Source organism: Spirillospora sp. NPDC000708 (genome assembly GCF_040299565.1).
In the GTDB taxonomy this organism is placed as follows: domain Bacteria; phylum Actinomycetota; class Actinomycetes; order Streptosporangiales; family Streptosporangiaceae; genus Spirillospora.
The window spans coordinates 66,413-78,524 of sequence record NZ_JBEPCJ010000049.1; the positions used below are offsets into that span (position 1 = coordinate 66,413).

Annotated in this window: 19 protein-coding genes, 1 tRNA gene and 1 pseudogene; 16 read left to right on the forward strand and 5 right to left on the reverse strand. The window is 67.7% G+C overall.

Annotated features, from left to right (window positions below; genetic code table 11):
• Positions 1–48 precede the first annotated feature (48 nt).
• From ABT299_RS30215 to ABT299_RS30255, 9 genes are all read left to right on the forward strand, one after another.
• Positions 49–122: transfer RNA gene (locus ABT299_RS30215), tRNA-Ala, on the forward strand.
• Between the two features lie 941 nt (positions 123–1,063).
• Positions 1,064–1,201, forward strand: coding sequence for a hypothetical protein (locus tag ABT299_RS30220; protein WP_500252792.1), 138 nt, complete (start codon positions 1,064–1,066; stop codon positions 1,199–1,201).
• Positions 1,198–1,377, forward strand: a complete 180-nt coding sequence (locus ABT299_RS30225) for a hypothetical protein (RefSeq protein WP_500252793.1) — start codon at positions 1,198–1,200, stop codon at positions 1,375–1,377. Before ABT299_RS30220 ends, ABT299_RS30225 begins: the two co-directional genes overlap by 4 nt.
• Positions 1,374–1,550, forward strand: coding sequence for a hypothetical protein (locus ABT299_RS30230; RefSeq protein WP_500252794.1), 177 nt, complete (start codon positions 1,374–1,376; stop codon positions 1,548–1,550). Before ABT299_RS30225 ends, ABT299_RS30230 begins: the two co-directional genes overlap by 4 nt.
• The gene (locus tag ABT299_RS30235; protein WP_500252795.1) at positions 1,547–1,855 is read left to right on the forward strand and encodes a hypothetical protein; all 309 of its coding nucleotides are present in this window, start codon (positions 1,547–1,549) and stop codon (positions 1,853–1,855) included. The genes ABT299_RS30230 and ABT299_RS30235 overlap by 4 nt, the downstream gene beginning before the upstream one ends.
• Before the next feature lie 86 nt (positions 1,856–1,941).
• Positions 1,942–2,151 carry a hypothetical protein gene (locus ABT299_RS30240; protein ID WP_500252796.1) on the forward strand — a complete coding sequence of 70 codons (210 nt, stop codon included), beginning with the start codon at positions 1,942–1,944 and terminating at the stop codon, positions 2,149–2,151.
• A 145-nt stretch (positions 2,152–2,296) separates the two neighbouring features.
• Positions 2,297–3,217 carry a hypothetical protein gene (locus ABT299_RS30245; protein WP_500252797.1) on the forward strand — a complete coding sequence of 307 codons (921 nt, stop codon included), beginning with the start codon at positions 2,297–2,299 and terminating at the stop codon, positions 3,215–3,217.
• 89 nt (positions 3,218–3,306) lie between these two features.
• Positions 3,307–3,498: a hypothetical protein gene (locus tag ABT299_RS30250; RefSeq protein WP_500252798.1), complete on the forward strand. Its 192-nt coding sequence runs from the start codon at positions 3,307–3,309 to the stop codon at positions 3,496–3,498.
• Between the two features lie 157 nt (positions 3,499–3,655).
• A complete protein-coding gene (locus ABT299_RS30255; protein ID WP_500252799.1) occupies positions 3,656–4,114 on the forward strand; it encodes a hypothetical protein in 459 nt (152 codons plus the stop codon).
• A gap of 128 nt (positions 4,115–4,242) precedes the next feature.
• Here ABT299_RS30255 and ABT299_RS30260 read toward each other — a convergent pair whose 3' ends face one another.
• A complete protein-coding gene (locus ABT299_RS30260) occupies positions 4,243–5,277 on the reverse strand; it encodes a hypothetical protein (protein WP_500252800.1) in 1,035 nt (344 codons plus the stop codon).
• Between the two features lie 211 nt (positions 5,278–5,488).
• Between ABT299_RS30260 and ABT299_RS30265 the strand changes: the two are divergent.
• The 3 genes and pseudogenes from ABT299_RS30265 to ABT299_RS30275 form a co-directional block, all read left to right on the forward strand.
• Positions 5,489–5,752 (forward strand): annotated as a pseudogene (locus ABT299_RS30265) (ATP-dependent DNA ligase); the annotation flags it as partial.
• Between the two features lie 44 nt (positions 5,753–5,796).
• Complete coding sequence (locus ABT299_RS30270) at positions 5,797–6,069, forward strand: ATP-dependent DNA ligase (RefSeq protein WP_500252801.1); 273 nt, start codon at positions 5,797–5,799, stop codon at positions 6,067–6,069.
• The gene (locus ABT299_RS30275) at positions 6,066–6,467 is read left to right on the forward strand and encodes a hypothetical protein (RefSeq protein ID WP_500252802.1); all 402 of its coding nucleotides are present in this window, start codon (positions 6,066–6,068) and stop codon (positions 6,465–6,467) included. Before ABT299_RS30270 ends, ABT299_RS30275 begins: the two co-directional genes overlap by 4 nt.
• A 1,093-nt stretch (positions 6,468–7,560) precedes the next feature.
• Here ABT299_RS30275 and ABT299_RS30280 read toward each other — a convergent pair.
• Positions 7,561–7,791: a hypothetical protein gene (locus ABT299_RS30280; protein WP_500252803.1), complete on the reverse strand. Its 231-nt coding sequence runs from the start codon at positions 7,789–7,791 to the stop codon at positions 7,561–7,563.
• A gap of 161 nt (positions 7,792–7,952) precedes the next feature.
• Here ABT299_RS30280 and ABT299_RS30285 point away from each other — a divergent pair, with 161 nt between their 5' ends.
• Positions 7,953–8,393: a hypothetical protein gene (locus ABT299_RS30285; protein WP_500252804.1), complete on the forward strand. Its 441-nt coding sequence runs from the start codon at positions 7,953–7,955 to the stop codon at positions 8,391–8,393.
• A gap of 438 nt (positions 8,394–8,831) precedes the next feature.
• The gene (locus ABT299_RS30290) at positions 8,832–9,527 is read left to right on the forward strand and encodes a hypothetical protein (RefSeq protein WP_500252805.1); all 696 of its coding nucleotides are present in this window, start codon (positions 8,832–8,834) and stop codon (positions 9,525–9,527) included.
• On the opposite strand, the gene ABT299_RS30295 is transcribed toward ABT299_RS30290, so the two are convergent.
• Positions 9,524–9,802 (reverse strand): hypothetical protein, encoded by a 279-nt coding sequence (locus ABT299_RS30295; protein WP_500252806.1) that lies wholly within the window; start codon positions 9,800–9,802, stop codon positions 9,524–9,526. The two genes, ABT299_RS30290 and ABT299_RS30295, sit on opposite strands and share 4 nt — an antisense overlap.
• Between ABT299_RS30295 and ABT299_RS30300 the strand changes: the two genes are divergently transcribed.
• Both ABT299_RS30300 and ABT299_RS30305 read left to right on the forward strand, forming a co-directional pair.
• Positions 9,801–9,926, forward strand: coding sequence for a hypothetical protein (locus ABT299_RS30300; RefSeq protein ID WP_500252807.1), 126 nt, complete (start codon positions 9,801–9,803; stop codon positions 9,924–9,926). The genes ABT299_RS30295 and ABT299_RS30300 overlap by 2 nt on opposite strands.
• Before the next feature lie 371 nt (positions 9,927–10,297).
• Positions 10,298–10,615, forward strand: coding sequence for a PadR family transcriptional regulator (locus tag ABT299_RS30305; protein WP_500252808.1), 318 nt, complete (start codon positions 10,298–10,300; stop codon positions 10,613–10,615).
• A gap of 26 nt (positions 10,616–10,641) precedes the next feature.
• On the opposite strand, the gene ABT299_RS30310 is transcribed toward ABT299_RS30305, so the two are convergent.
• A complete protein-coding gene (locus tag ABT299_RS30310; RefSeq protein ID WP_500252809.1) occupies positions 10,642–10,926 on the reverse strand; it encodes a hypothetical protein in 285 nt (94 codons plus the stop codon).
• Between the two features lie 862 nt (positions 10,927–11,788).
• The coding region (locus tag ABT299_RS30315; protein WP_500252810.1) for an NUDIX domain-containing protein at positions 11,789–12,112 on the reverse strand (324 nt) is incomplete at its 5' end.

Here is a 12,112-nt window from a genome sequence, read left to right on the forward strand (position 1 = left end):
GGACGTGCGCGAGCACCCCTCGGAGTGCGCTAACCTTACAGAGTCCTCGGGGCTGTAGCGCAGTCCGGTAGCGCACCTCGTTCGCATCGAGGGGGTCAGGGGTTCAAATCCCCTCAGCTCCACCGAGAACACCCAGGTCAGAGGCCGGTTTGGGAGAGATCCTAGACCGGCCTCTGATCATTTGCCACCACGTTGCCACCAAGACCGACCAACACCAGATGGCACGCTCCGGCCACCCAGGCCTCACCCCCACGCCACACCACCTACTCACGGCCCGTGGCGCAGCCCTCAACCCGGCGACAGCAAGATCAACACCTGAGGGCGCATCTGGCTCCACCGAGCAACTCAGCGCCCCATAAGGGCAAGCGCGGCCGTGCACGCGACAGACATGCCCTTCGACCAGGTCGCCTCCGAACCGACGAGGGCCGCTGGAAGCACCGAGGGACGCTCATCGTCGTCCGAGAGGCTATTGCGGGCGAGCTGATTCAGGCCGTTGCCGCATCAGCGCGATCGAGGTCGGCTTTCTTTCGGCCGACTGCCAGCGGCCCACACCCATGGCTGGGTTGCTACCGGGCAGGCAGCTGCCAGGCGCTGTGAACGCCGCGCAGCTGCGTGGGCGGAGGCGCGTACCAAGTGAGCGATGACGATGAGCGAGGAGCGGTCATCGATGCTCCTGGCGGCTTGACCTCTCGACCCACGAAACAGACTCCGACCATGATGCCGTTCCGCCGAACTGCATCAGCGCGTCCCCACGGCTGATGCGACACCCCCGCACGGGCCTCCCCACCGGAAGCCACTAGGCCGCGAGCGTCGCAGTAACCGGAGGCGGTTTCTCGGCGTGACGGCGTGCTCGTGCGGCAGCCGAGATGGCCCCACTGAGGATGCGTCGCCAGCAACTACCCGCCGGTGCCTGCGGTTCTGTGGCCTTCCGATGCGGCCGACCCGTCATCTCCACTAGCCCACCAGACAGATAGCGGCCTCAGCCGAGCTGTGTACGGCTGCTGCGACAGTCCAGCCCGCGCTGTGGCCTCGGTCACCGGCAGCACCTGCAGCGCTTTCCCGGGTGCCGTACTCCCGCGCCGCCATCGCCACCGGCCACCACACCCTCCTCCTCGAACGCCTCCGCGTCGTCTCGGTGGAGCCGTTCGAGGAGATGTCCCGCGCGCTGGCCTGGGACGCGCTCCCGGAAGGGTCCACATGACCGTCGACGACATCGTGCTCATCGCCTTCATCGTGCTCGCCGGCGTCATCGTCGTCACCGAAGTCGTTCGCTGGAAGAGCAACCGGGAGGAGCGCGCCCTCCGCCTGAAGCTGGCCGTGACCTTGGCGCGCTGGGCCGGAGAAGCCGCGGCCGCACGCAGGAGGAGCCAGCGATGACCGACCTGAGGGCCTTCCTGGAAGCCCGTCTCGACGAAGCCGAGGCCCTCGAACACGACAAGTACCTGGTCCGCAGTGACACCTGGATCTCCTGTCCGGAGTGCGCCAGCACGAACTACCGCACCGTCGACGGCGCCCGCGAGGTCGCCTTCGAGCCTGCCGGCACGGGATGACCAACGAGGAGTTCCTCAAGACCCGCACCGAGCCCAACCCCGACACGGCCGTCCTCGCCGACATCGCCGCCAAGCGCCGCGTCCTCGCCCGGCACTGCCCTGGCGAACGCGGTCTGTACGCCCACATCAAAGGAGACTGGTGCGCCGGCTGTGGCACCGAGGGCGAAGACGCCTGGCCCCGCACCGAGGACATCACCACTGCCCGGAACTCCTCGACCTGGCCTCCGCTTACGTCGACCGTCCCAGCACCAGATGAGCCGGTTTGCCTGAGGCGGCTCCACAAAACTGTCGTATGCGCCTTCTAGCCTGTTTCCGGAAGGCTCTACATGCACCGGAGAGGCGCGAAATGAAAATGGACCTCAAGTTCAATAGGCGGGAGTTGGAGCGAGCCGTGGCCAAGGAGGTCGATCGGGCGGCGCAGGAGTACCAGAACGCCGTCCAGTCGCTCGCCCTGGAGCTAAAGGGTCGCCCCGTGGAGGAGGTCAAGCCGCTGGTGAGCGCCCGTTGGCGCGACCTCGGTGGAGAGATCACCGATCCGGAGCTCACCGAGGTCGCGACCGCCATCGCCGAGGGGACGAAGATCAACTTTATTCGCGGGTGATCGAGGGTGACCCCACGGGATCATGACTAGCTAGTCAATTTGGGCGGTTATCAAGATCGACAGGCATTGCCTGGCTGGATCGCACGTTTCGGGCATGCACACTGATCTGCGTCCGACCCCCCGCCACGAACGAAATGGAGTACGGATGCCGAGCAGCCTCTCCGAACTGCACGAGCCGTTCGTCGAGTGGGTATACGACCACTCGGACGACGCCCCCGCCGGCCACGTCGACTTCCGCGAGTTCAGTGAAGCTCACGGTCTGACCCTCGACGCCTCCTTCGAACTGCTCAGGCAGTGCAAGGACCACGGCTTCATGGCCGACAGCCAGAGCACGCTGGGGACCCCGATGGCCAAGCTCAGCGGCTACGGCCGCCGATGGGTCGAAGCGCGCCGCCGCCGCCGCACCGACAAGGTGCAGCGCGTCAAGGCCGCCCGGAACCGCCTCCTCGTCTGGCTGTGGGAGCGCCAGCGGGAGGGCGCTGGCATGCCAGTGGTCGAAGACTTCCTCAAGAGTCCGAAGAGCATCTTCGAAGGCGCCCAGATGGCGCCGGACGAGATCGACCAGGCTGCCGCCTCGCTGAGGGATAAGGGCCTCATCCACGGCATCGAGGTCGCGCAGCGCCGAGGCCCCGTGCGGGCGGAGACCACCGACGAGGGCAACCAGTGCGTAGAGGAGCACGACGGAGACGTGAGCGAGTACGAGAGGTCCCAGAGGACCGGCGGTGTCCACTTCGGCGGCGACAACAAGGGAGCCTTCTCTGTCGGCGGGTACAAGGTCCAGAACAACTCGACCTTCATAGAAGCCGACACAGCCGCCAAGGCCATGGGGGTGGTCGAGCAGTACCGGCAGGCCAAGCCGACCATCCCCCTCCCCGCCGAGGTCGAAGCCGAAGTCGTCGAGGCCATCGACGAGGTTGAGCGTGAGATCGCCAGCGGCACCCCGGACAAGGGGCGCCTCCGCCACGCCCTCGAGCGCGCCGGCAACCACCTGAACACGGCCGTAGCCGGCGCGGTCGGCAATCTCATCGCCGCCGGCGCGCTGGAACTGGCCGCCCAGCTGCACTGACGGAAGCCGCAAGGCCGGGCGCCCGCGCCGAGGGGGTGGACGTCCGGCTTTCGCTGACAGGATGACGGCGTGCACGGGAACGGCAGCCGATGAGCCGGGTCTACTTCGACTCCCCGTCCGCCGGCGCCGAGCTGCTCGGCGCCGAGCGCTCGCACGCCAGCATGACCGTCCGGCGGATCGCCTGCGGGGTGCTCGACGCGTTCAGCAACCACGACCGGCTCCGCGAGCTGGTCCCCCCGGGCACTACCTGGCCGCCGAACCCGCGCCCGCCGAGACTATGAAGTGGGCGCGGTGGTTCGACACCGTGCTCGTCGCCGAGCCCGGCCGGCCCCTGCTCCAGTACAGCGGGCGCCCGATCGACGGCGGCGACCGGCTGTCCAGCACGGCACTCGCCGTCAGCAGCGACCCGGTACGGCTCCTCGCTCGCATGGACGCGCAATGCGAGATCCGCGGTTACATGGGGGCCCGAACCGGGCCTGGCTCGCCGACGTCATCGAGCAGGGCCTGGCCGACGGCGTCCTGCGCCGCGCCGTGCGATACCAGCCGCACCCGGACACCCCGCGCAAGGAGTGGCCCAGCCGGGAGATGGGCTGGGACGAGGCGACCGCGCTGCTGCGCGCCCGCGACGACGAGCCCACCGTGGTGTCGTCGAGCTTCTGCGACCGCTTCCCCAACGAGGACATCGCCGACTGGACGTCGCCGGCGGACGTCGACCTCACACCGGACTGGGCGACCGACGCGCCGGGCGAATGGGCCGAGCTTGGACGAGGACGCCAGCGCAGACTGGCGGAACACGCGACGCAGCGACCTGTTCGCGCAGCTCCCCCCGAGCCGAGCGGTGGCGCCTCGCCCTCGAGGGGCTCCGCGCCCGCAACGAGACCGCGCAGCTGGAGCTGACGCCGGACAACTGGCACGGCTACCGGTTCGGGCACACGCTGACCGCGTTCGACCTTCACGCCGACGACTACCGGGAGCGGCTCGAGCAGGCCCTCGGCCTGGCCACGGCCTGCTGAGGCCGACCAAGGTCAGGCGGCATCGAGCCGCTTCAGCTCGACGTCGAAGTACTTGATCAACGACGTCACGACCATGAGCGCGATCACGGCGTTGACCCTCGTGTACTGGGCGCGGGAGACCGCGTGGGCGCTCGGGTGCCGGCCGTACTGCGTGGGGATCCGCTCCCCCTTGTTGGGGTAGTACTTGGCGTGCGCGCACCAGACCGGCGCGAAGGTGAGCGCGGCGCGGTAGCCCCGGTCGCTGAAGTCGAAGGTGGTGCCGTTCTTCTTGTACTCGTTGTTGGTGAGTTCGACCCGGTGCTTGTCGGTGTAGAACCGGCGGAGGATGCTGTCGAGGAGGTTCGCGGCGAGGGCCTGGGCCGCGCTGGCGTGCCCCTGACGTAGTGCGTTCGCGCAGTCCTGGGCGAACGCCCGCTCGTGGACCAGGACCGGGTGGGTGACGCTCCCGAGGACCTTCTCGCAGTCGTTGGCGATGCCCTTCCAACGGCGCCCGATTACCTGTCGCCGCTCGGTGGGGGTCTCGGCTTCGAAGATCGCGGCGACGGCCTGCGGCCCAGGCACCCAGAGAAGCGGGATCCCCTCGTGCGCGAGAATGTTGCGGAACTCGTCCCAGTCGCGCGGTCGGGCATCGCCCCAGTTGGGCGGGAACAGCGCCTGCATGATCTCGTTCAGGCGCGTCAGGGCGGGGAGCCAGTTGGCCGCCATCGCCCTGTTGATCTTCTCGGCGATGCCGGTGAACTGGTTCATGTAGGGAGGGACGAACCCACCGGGGAAGATCTTGTAGTTCGGCCCGATGGCGGCCTTGATCTTGGTGGATATGCCGAGATTGAGGGCGCGAGTAAGCTCCGCCGCCCGTGCGGCCAGGGTGGCGTTGGCGCGGAACGCCGGACTCGTTGGGATGACCAGCCCTGGAGTCCTCCTGCCCGCCAGCGCTGCGGCTGGCGAGGTGACCGGACGCGCCGACGAGGGATCGGCGCTCGCATCATCCAAACCCGCCGAGGCGGGCTCGTCGGCGTCGTGCGGCTCGTCGTTGTCGGGGGCGCTCATGCCCATATTGTGCTGGGCAGTCCTCTCGATGCACGACCGGAATACGTGCCGCGGCGCCGAGCCTCGGCACACAGGCCCAGACGATCTGTGGTCAACCTGCGCCCAAGGCTCAGCTGGCCATGGCAGCCTCCGCCGTCCGCCGGGTAGGCGTCCCAGACAGGCCCGCACGAGGGGGTGGCCGACGCTGCAAATCCGGCGCCCCATCGTGCCCATGGCGGCCGTGAGCACTGACGCGATCCCCGACGAGGCCAGCTGCTCGGGCGGCTGCCTCTACGAGCCGAAGTTCGACGGCTCCCGCCGCATAGCGCTGAAGAACCAGGACGGCGGGGTTCCCCTCTGGAGCCGCAGGCAGAAGTGGTTGAACACCGCCTTCCCAGAGATCGTGCTGGCCGCCTTCGACACCCTGCCACCCGGCACGGTGGTAGACGGGGAGATCGTCCGCTGGGGCCGCGACGGCAGGCTCGACTTCGCCGCGCTGCAGCGTCGCCACGTCGCTGGCCGTCGCCGGTGTTCCTCGCCTTGTCGGAGCCGTGCCACTACGTGGCCTTCGACGTGCTGGAGGCCGACGGCGTCGGCTACCGGCCCGCGCCGCTGTCGAAGCGCCGCCAGGTCCTGGAGCGGCTCCTTGCTGGTCTCCCCGGTACGTCCCGTGTGGTGCTGTGCCCGCAGCTGCGCGATGTCGGCGAGGCTCGCCTGTGGTTCGAGGTGCTCGTCGCCCAAGGGGTGGAGGGGCTGGTGGTCAAGGCCGCGGCCAGCCGCTGCCAGGAGGCAAGCGCGGCTGGTGGAAAGTGAAGCACCGCCTCACGACCGAGGCGATCACCGGCGGTGTCACGGGTCCGCTCGCCGCGCCGCGCACACTGATCCTCGGCCGGTACGGGCACAGCGGTCACCTGAGGGTCGTGGCGCGCTCAACGCCGCTGTCGGCGCCCGCGCGGCTCGAGGCCGCGGCGCTCCTGGCGGCCGCAGGCGACGAACATCCGTGGCCGGAGGTACTGCCTGCCGGGTGGGCCGGCGGTCTGCCGGGCGTCGAGGAACCGATCGCCTACACCAGGGTCCGGCCGGAGCCGGTGGTAGAGATCAGCGTGGACGCGGCGGCAGAGCACGGCCGGTGGCGGCACGCCGTCCGGTACCTGCGAGGCCCGCCCGGCCTAGGGCCCGAAGACGTCCCCACTGGGCTTGACCTGGAGTGATGGCCTGGGCGACTTCGACCGCCCCGGTTGCTGCGCCGACCCAAGGCCACTGGCACCAAGGGCCCGCAATTTCCATCACTTGAATTATTAGCATTACCCGCACTCCCGCGAGTTGATCAACGAAGTGCGTGGGTCTCTCTACAGATCCCGATGTAGTCGATAAATGCACATCGACTAAGGGAAGTGTTGATACGCCCTGACGTGGGGCGATAGCAGTTCAGGTACTTAGCGCCCGGTTCACCTGAACCGGCGCCTCTTCTCCTGTACTGTCTACGCTATGGCAGCGGGATAGATGACAGTTGATACCCCGTTGACCTGCGGAAACGCCTGGACGAGCGTCCCCATAGGGAACGCTCGTCCAGCCGCCGGATCGTCAGGTGGGGACTTGGCTCGCTACCGGAGTCCCACCTGGCGGTCCCCCCGGCCCTCCAACGCCGTCATGACGACCACGCCGGCGGTGAGGCCGGTCGCCATACCCAGCGCAAAGGCCGAGGCCGTGCTTCGGCGACCGGCTCGGTAGCCAGTCGCCAAGGCCAGGAGTCCCGCGGCGGACACTGCCACCACCCGACGCCGTTCCTGCTGCCGCCGGTCGGCCCTCCTGGCCTTTCTTACATCGTCCGGTGTCGACATGCCGGTCCTCTCATCTCACGGAGGGGAGGCCCTTCGCCTCCCCAGGGGGCGGGAGAGGGTGGTCCGGCGCGCCTAGGACGCGATGCCGACAATACCGCGATGCTCCTCGCGAGTCCGCAAAACGCCGCAGGAAATCCCGACCCCTTTGGCGGTGCCCGAAAAACGCATGCGCTCACCGAATTACGGCACCAATAACCTGAATCTGCCAGCGGCGATCCCGCTGGTCAGAGAGGCACCTTCGCGATTCTGGCAAGTATTCTTCGCCATGGTGCTCTTGATCGTTTATTAGTTCCGATCTGGGGGGTTGGGGATGGCCGCGCCCCACGTGCACGGCTGTCGCTGCAGGCCCTGGCCCTGGTGCCGGGCCATGTAGCGCTCGACGGTCAGCGCGACGAGCCGGGCGCCGTGTCGGCGGCGTCGCGTCGGGGGCGCGCTACGGTCGCCTTGGGCCTAGCCGATGTCCTCAGCCCGCTTCGCCGGGGGCGTGTAGTTCGGCGAGGTTGACGTGTTCGGCCACCTCTTCGATGTTGCGGCAGTAGGCGACCAGGCGGCCTTGGCGGGTGAGGAGGAACCACGCCTGTCCGGCGCGGGCGTCGGGGTGGTGGGCTCGGACGAACGTGAGGTCAGCTTCACCGAGACGGACGGCCTGGACGCGTAGTCCGTCGGGGCCCTCCAGGTAGCTGGCGCGAGCCATGGGGCAGTGTGCATCGGCGGCCGCTCGCGCACCAGCCCGGACGTGTGAGGGGCCGCGCCGCAAGGCCCGCATGCGACTCCCAGCCCGGCCGCGCGGAGTGCCGACCGGCCGCCACCGGCCACAGCTCCGCCCCGGCGCATGCCGCCCCTCAGACTGTGCTCATGCCAGCCCGCCCGCGCCGCGTTCGCCTGCCCATCATCCTCGCCGTCGCCCTCGGCCTAGCGGTGGTCGCCGTCACCGCCGTCCTCACCTGGCCACGCGACGACAGCGACTCCAGCTCCGTCCCGGCCTGGGCATCGACCGCCACACCGTGGGGGCTGAGGAGCAGGACCAGCTCCACCTACGATAAGGCCACCATCGACGCGTGCCGCTACGCCCAGCAGGTGCACGAGGACGTCTCGCAGACCAAGGACGCCGAGACGGTGCCCGCCATCGGCATGCAGGCGCACCAGAGCGCCACGGTCAGCGACGAGGCTGCGCTCCGGGATCTGGCCGCCAAGTACGACCAGGCCGCCACCGACACCAAGCTCGGCAGGCTCGAAGCCGTCAACGCCGCCCTGAAGATCTTCGACTGGTGCCAGAACCACGGGCTGACGTCCTGATAGGCGCGCCCCCACCAGAGCCGTCACCTGCGGTCATATCATGATCGCTGCCTGCACAATGGAGGCGTGACTCGATCTCGGAAGCTTCGCGCCTGGCCGGGGACCTACCGTCCCGTTTGGGTGATCGCGGAGTACATCGGCCGCTCGGCCGACTCCTTCCGCACCTGGTACAAGAACGGAGAGCTTCCCGGCAAGGTCGTACAAGAACGGAGAGCTTCCCGGCAAGGTCGACGAGCACGGCGAGGTCCTGGTGGACGTCGTCGCCGCGTTCGAGCTCCACGAGACGAAACCGCAGCGGCGCCGTGCCCGGAGGTGGCGTCCTGTTTACAAGATCACCGGCGATGATCAAGCTCTCCGGTGGCTTCGACGCCGCCTTTCAGCTGGTCATCGCCGGTTCTGCTTTCGCGCTGCGGGATCCGGTCGACGCCGCTCGAGGCCGTGCCCGCCGCGCTAGGACGCCGAAGCCATCACCCCGGGCTCCCCCACGACATCCACCCGCCCGGTGAAGCGTTCATCGTCTCCACGGCGCCGACGTACGCGCAGGTCCACGCGATCCTGTGGGAAGAGATCCGCAAGGCAGCCAAGAACCCCAAGGGCGACCCCTTGCCCGGCCGGGTGCTGCAGTCCGACGAGTGGAAGCTCGACGACGGCACGCTCGTCGGCTGGGGCCGCAAGCCGGCCGACAACGACCAGCACGGCGTCCAGGGCATCCACCGCAAGTACGTCCTGGTGATCCTGGACGAGGCGTGCGGCATCCCCGAGAAGCTGTGGACGGCCGTCGAAGCGATCACCACGACCGACACCTGCCGGATCCTCGCGATCGGGAACCCCGGCGACCCGAACACCGAGTTCGGGAACGTCTGCAAGCCCGGCTCCGGCTGGATCGTCATCCGCATCAGCGGTTTCGACACCCCCAACTTCACCGGCGAGGAAGTCCCCGACGCCGTCTCCGCGCTGATGCTGTCGCCGGAGTGGGTGGAGGACAAGCGTCTCCGCTGGGGCGAGACCTCGCCTCGCTACGTCGCCAAATGTTTGGGCGAGTTCCCCGAGATCGGCGACGACACCCTGGTCAGCCCAGGTGGATCGAAGCCGCGCAGGACCACCAGCTCGAGCCCGGGCCGCGCTCGGTGCTAGGCGTGGACGCCGCCCGCTTCGGGTTCGACTCCACCATCTTCGTCCTTGCCCGCGGCGCCCTGGTCCGAGTCGTCGCCGAGCACTCCAAGCTCCGCACCACCGAGACCACAGGCCAAGTCATCGCCGCCAAGCGCGAGCATGGCGTGGACGAGATCAGGGTGGACGGCGTCGGTGTCGGCTCCAGTGTGGTCGACGAGCTGCTCGAGGCCAGCCATGACGTGGTGGACATGCAGTCCGGCACCGCCGCCCCGGGCCATGATGATCTTGCGGCACATGTTCGGCTACAGCGTTCGCGAGGCGATCGATGCCTTCGACGTCCGGTACAAGCTTCTTCGCGAAACCCTGCCGGATGACTTCACGGTCAGCCTCGAGGAGTACGGCGGGCAGTTCTACAGCTGACGATCAAGATCCGGAACATGCGCGGAACGGGCGGACGCATGAGGTATGAGGCGGAGCATCCCAGTGCAGGTCAGCAGCCGGGTGGTCGGTGATCTGGGCAGCGCCCTCCGGGGCCGGTTGAGCCGCCTTGGCGCAGTCCTCCGCTCGCGTCATCATCAGTGCGCCGGGCGGTGTCGCTCACAGATGTCCGCAGCTTCCAAATGGGAGCCCTCGTAGGTCGATGAGCGCGACATGCGTCGAGCACCTTCACGCCAGGGACCTTGCATTGGTCCAACGAGTCGGCCAGCCGCCGTCTGTAACTTGTTCTCTACCTAGGGGCTAGGTAGAGTCATAGCATGGGTAGGCGCAAGCAGGGGGCTTCCGGTCTCCGGATGACGCTGGCGACTCAGCAGGTACTGCGGACACTGCTGACCGAGCCGACACAGGAGTTCTACGGGCTGCAGATTGGGCAGGCGGCAGGACTGCCCTCAGGCACGGTGCATCCCATCCTCGCCCGTCTAGAGAGGCTGGGTTGGTTGGAATCACACTGGGAGGAAGTGGACCCAGCTGAGCAGGGCCGACCCCGCCGCCGCTATTACCGCCTGACCGAGGATGGTGCTGAGCATGCCCGAATAGCGCTTGCCCAGAGCCGAACACAGGCCATCGACCCGCCACTACTTAAGCCTCGACCCGCGGGCGGCATCGCATGACCATCTCACTCCTCCACGACGCCAGCTCACTGGCCGAACTCACAGCGCGCCTCCGCGCCGACTATGAGCGCGTTGGCCTCCGTGTCCGCCGCCTCGACCATGCCCGCGACTTCGTCCATAGCTTCATTTGTGAACTCGACCCCGGCATCGACTTCCGTTGCGACTTTGACTTCGACCGAGTCATCACGCTCGTTCGCGACCAAGTCCAGGATCTCGCGCCTCTCGGCTTCGACTCCTCTGCCCTCACCCACTACTTTGACCACTCTCTCGACTGCGTCGACGTGCTCGATTTCGACCTCGCCCACGTCCATGCGCTCGTCCGCGACCTCGACGGCTCACGCCAGGTCGGGTTCCTCTTCGATCTTGCCCGCGCCCTCGAGCGTGCCTTCGGTACCGCAAACAGCTGCCATGAGGAATTGGCTGGCCTACTACGACGAGCGGACGTAACCGCGCATGGACCTCGGGACCGGGTGAGGACAGAGCCTGGACGAGATGTGTCAGGTGAATCCGGTGACGTCGATCAGCCACGGGAGCAACGTGAGGTGATGATGGCCGGAGTGGCGGTACGGGCAGTGGCGTGGGCCGTGCTAATCCTGCCAGCCGCCGCGCGGCCCCGTTACGCCGAGGAGTTCCGTAGCGAACTATGGGAGCAAGCCGAGCTTGGTGCTAGCCGCTTGCACCAGTGGTATCACGCCGTCAGATTGCTGATTGGTGCACCACAGCTCCGTGGTGAGTTGAAGGCGTGCCGTGGTCGGCGTGCGGTGAAATGAAGTCCGCGGTTAGGAACACGGCGAAGCTAACGGGGACGGTCAGCGTGGCGTCGGCGCTGGTTTCTGCAGTGGCGATGGTCGGCGGCCCGGCGGCGGTCGGGCTTAGCGTGACGCTGGCCATACTGCTGGGTTGGCTGTGCTGGGTGCTCAATGACCCTGGCCGGTCTGAACGCCTGGTTCAGGTGATCCACGCCGTCCGCGGCACCACCGCAGTAAAGCCGGGCGAGGAGGATCAGCCTAGCCTCCAGGCAGGCGAACCCAGGTAACCGAGTTGAGAAGACCCGCCGCAGTCTGGGCGTGGACGGTGGCAGCCGGTGAAGAGATTTACGGAGGCTCCTCGTGTCTAGGAGGCTATGGTCGCCGACGAGCTTATCCGGGCAAGATCAACGATCAGGTCGGCTTCTCACCAGTGTCCATTTTGTAGATAAAAGGCTTTGTCTGCTCGTAGGCTTTCCAGGGCTGCGTGTGTGCGGCGCCAGACGTATGGGCGGAGGCGTTTGGCGGCTTCTTCCTCGGTGCAGAACTTAAAGGCTCTCAGCTCGTTGTCGTGCAGCCTGAGGTTGGCGATCTGGTGCTCGCTCAGGATGCCGCCTTCGAAGATGAACATGAGTGAGTCGTCCCAGGGGCCGTGCGGGGACACCCAGTCGATGCACAGGAGCTGTCCGGGGTGCAGGTCGAGGCCCAGTTCTTCTTTCAGTTCGCGGCGGACGGTCTCGGTCGGCGGCTC